Source organism: Streptomyces sp. NPDC051677, assembly GCF_044453465.1.
GTDB lineage: Bacteria > Actinomycetota > Actinomycetes > Streptomycetales > Streptomycetaceae > Streptomyces.
Genome location: NZ_JBITCT010000133.1, coordinates 1 through 3,078 on the forward strand (window position 1 = coordinate 1; position 3,078 = coordinate 3,078).

At 66.4% G+C, this 3,078-nt stretch carries 4 protein-coding genes; 2 read left to right on the top strand and 2 right to left on the bottom strand.

The genetic code is table 11. The features are described 5' to 3' along the window. The first annotated feature begins 214 nt into the window (after positions 1-214). A complete protein-coding gene (locus ACIBAF_RS49180) occupies positions 215-520 on the top strand; it encodes a hypothetical protein (RefSeq protein ID WP_399473380.1) in 306 nt (101 codons plus the stop codon). 151 nt (positions 521-671) lie between these two features. On the opposite strand, the gene ACIBAF_RS49185 is transcribed toward ACIBAF_RS49180, so the two are convergent. Both ACIBAF_RS49185 and ACIBAF_RS49190 read right to left on the bottom strand, forming a co-directional pair. Next, a complete protein-coding gene (locus ACIBAF_RS49185; protein ID WP_399473383.1) occupies positions 672-2,138 on the bottom strand; it encodes a caspase domain-containing protein in 1,467 nt (488 codons plus the stop codon). A 7-nt stretch (positions 2,139-2,145) separates the two neighbouring features. Further along, on the bottom strand, positions 2,146-2,550 hold the full coding sequence (locus ACIBAF_RS49190; RefSeq protein ID WP_399473385.1) for a hypothetical protein: 405 nt from the start codon (positions 2,548-2,550) through the stop codon (positions 2,146-2,148). Between the two features lie 41 nt (positions 2,551-2,591). Here ACIBAF_RS49190 and ACIBAF_RS49195 point away from each other — a divergent pair, with 41 nt between their 5' ends. Continuing rightward, positions 2,592-2,762, top strand: coding sequence for a hypothetical protein (locus ACIBAF_RS49195; protein WP_399473387.1), 171 nt, complete (start codon positions 2,592-2,594; stop codon positions 2,760-2,762). Positions 2,763-3,078 lie beyond the last annotated feature (316 nt).

The window sequence follows — 3,078 nt, forward strand, 5'->3', positions numbered from 1 at the left end:
CCAGCATGGGCATGACGAGCAGTCGCCCCGGACGAGTATCAGTCCCACGATCGAGCGATCACGAACCGGGGAAGATCGGACTTAACGTCCACTGACACGAAAATAGAGACAGAACGAAGTAGCCCCCGACCTGGGCCGTTTCTGTGGCACCGGTGGCTTGTTGGGCTGAACGAGTGAATCCGGTGGCGAGAGGAGCGGGCAGATAGCAACGCGGGTGTTCTTCGATGAGGAGCTGGAGGCCGCCCTGCGCTCGTTCCCCAAGATCGGCAAGGACGAACAGATCCGCTACTTCACCCTCACCTCGGCGGATGAGGCGTTCCTGCGGAAGTTCCTGCGTAGCCCACCCCGGTCTCGTGGACAGACGACGCTTCGCCCGCGCCGGCTCCAGGGCCCGGGTGTCCAGGCGGAAGAACTGTTCCAGCTCGCCGGGCGACGGCTCCGTGGCGAACCGACCGTAGCGGGCTTCTCGCTCAGCAGACAGGTACTCGACAGGCATACCCAGGACGGTAGGGCCCGCTGACCAGGGGAAACGGGTATGTCACCGAAGCGGAATCGAGATCGTCCCGCTCCCATATTTTCCGTTCCGCCCCAAGGCGCGTTACTTGCTCCCCGGTGTCTGAGCTGGGACTACAGGGTCTTGACCGGGAAGCCGGTACTGGTGCTGTGAGCCGCTACCGCTGGTCGGGCGGTGCGGGCGGGCGAACGGGTCGGGTGTCGTCGGCGGTGACGTACTCGGTGGAGGTAACGTGAGATCCGCTGACCCGCACGCGGCGCTCCTTGTTCTCGCTCTCCGGGTGCCAGAGGGGCCCGGCATAGTGAGGAAGGAGCTGTTTCAGCGTGGACAGCGGCAGGTAGCGCTCGATGTTCTGGATGGCACAGTGGTGCTGCTCTTCTCTCTTCCAGTCCAGATGCCGCGTGTCCGGTGCCGCGGCATCGGGGCTGAGCCAGAGATGGAGGTTGCTGAAGTCGACGGCCGTCCTGCTGCGGGCATCGCCCACCCCGTTCGTCAGGATCGCAACCCGGCGCACGTCGTGCCACTGGACACGGGCGGACTCTCCGGCGCCGTAGAGCTCGATGCCATTGTGGTCGAGGACCAGCAGGGGCAACGGGCGCCGTGCGAGCAGCACGCCGATGATCAGCAGACAGCAGACGAGCAGCACGCCCTCGCCGACGGCCCAACAGACGGCCATGGACTGGGTTTTGGTACAGGCCAGGCCGGCGATGAGGGCAAGCACGGGCGGCAGGAGGAAGCCGAGGAACAGACTCTCCACGCTTCTCGATTTGCGGAAGACCTCCACCTCGCCGGGCGTCGACACCTGTGGCGTCGGTGCCGCCGGCGATGCGGTTGCCGGTGCCTCACGCGGGGCGGCGGGAACTCTGCGCGGGTGGATCAGGGCCAGGTCGGCGGCGGTGTTCTCGGCACGCCTTTGAGGGCGAGGGAGAGCGCGGCGGCGCAAGGCGGCGTCGGTGCCGCGGTACAGGTGGTCCAGGGTGAGCGGGGCGCAGTCCTCAGCCACGGACTGCCGCAGGAGGGAGAGCAGTACGCCCGTGAACGCGGTGTGCCGCTCGCCCGGTGGGCAGTGGGACGTCTCGGTGGCGGTGGTCGAGGTGAGGATGTAAGTGCCAGACACTTCCAGTTGGGAGACGGCCAGTTCCACCGCTTCGGAGGGGGACATGGATGCGATGGCGCGTCCCGCGTAGCAGCAGTCCAGGATCAGTACCTTCACCTTCGCCGTCGTCTCGCTCAGAATCTCGCGGACCCAGTCGAAGGGGACGCCGTCGTAGCGGCACCGCTCCGGAGTGGTACCCGGAACCGTCAAGCGCAGTTTGCTGTCCTTGGACACCAAGCCGTGGCCCGCGAAGTAGACCAGCAGCACGTCGGACGCCGCGTGGGCGGCCTCTTCCAAGGCGTTTCCCACTGTCTCCGGGTTGGCCGGGTCTCGGAGCACCGTGCAACGGCGCGGGTGGAACACCCCGGTCACCGGGTCGGCCAGAACCTTGGACAGATCATCGAGGTTGTGCCCCACCTGCGGCATGTCGAGCAGGTCGGGACTGCGGTAGGCGGCGGTGCCGATCAGTACGGCCGTCGACTTGGAAGGGTCGGGGAACCGTGGCAGCGTCTGGTCCTCGCCGGGCACAGCGCCGTCACTGCCGTTCGTCGTCGGCGTCCGGGCGGTGGGGGAAAGCGCCCTGGATGCCCTGGTCCACCAGCCCGGCCACGGAGCCACGCTCGATGCGCTTGCCCTCCAGGATCACCTTGGTCGTTCCATCACGGTTCTGGCTGATCGACATTTTGACGTCGGCCGTGCGCGTGCTGAGCCAATGGCGCACGGTACGGGCAAGTGCGGAGGCGGCCCCGCTGGTCGCCAGCATTACCACGAGCGATGTCGTCCCACCGCCCATGGAACCGGGCTCCGCTGCTCCGGGATCCAAGGTGAGGCGACCGCGCAACTCCTCCTCCTGTCCGAGCCAGGAGTACAGGGAAGCAAGTTCGTCGAAGGGGCCGTCGAACTCTGCGGTGAGCGGAGCGAAAGGCTCGGATATCGACATGGCATCCATAATGCCAAGGCGACAAGGAGGCCAACAAGCTTTTGTTGGTGTCGAGTTGCGGGCCGGGGAGACCGAGGTTCGTCGGCGGCGAGGACATCGACATCGTCTTTGAGCACTCCGGCCGCGAGACGTTCGACGTGAGCGTCTACGTCACCCACAAGCGTGGCACCATCACCTGCGCGTCGACCTCCGGCTACAGGAGGTCCCAGTAGTACTCGCCGAAAAACAACGAAGTGGCTCCTGACCTGTGGGGTTCCCGTAAGGTGATCACTCTGTGGGTGCGGAGGGCCGAGGCAGTTCGGGGCTCTCCGGCGTCCTGGCGAGGGCGGTCCGTCCGCCTTTCAGTTCGCGTTCAGCCCAACGAGTCACCGGCCCTATAGCACCGGGCCAGGTCAGGGGCTACTTCGTTGTTTTTTCGGCCTCAGCCCGCGCACCACGTACGGCACGGCCGGGCGGTGCCGGGTTCAGCTGAGGCCGAGCTTGGCGAGTGCGGTGGTCCAGTCGGTGACGATCGCCTGCTGCGCCTGC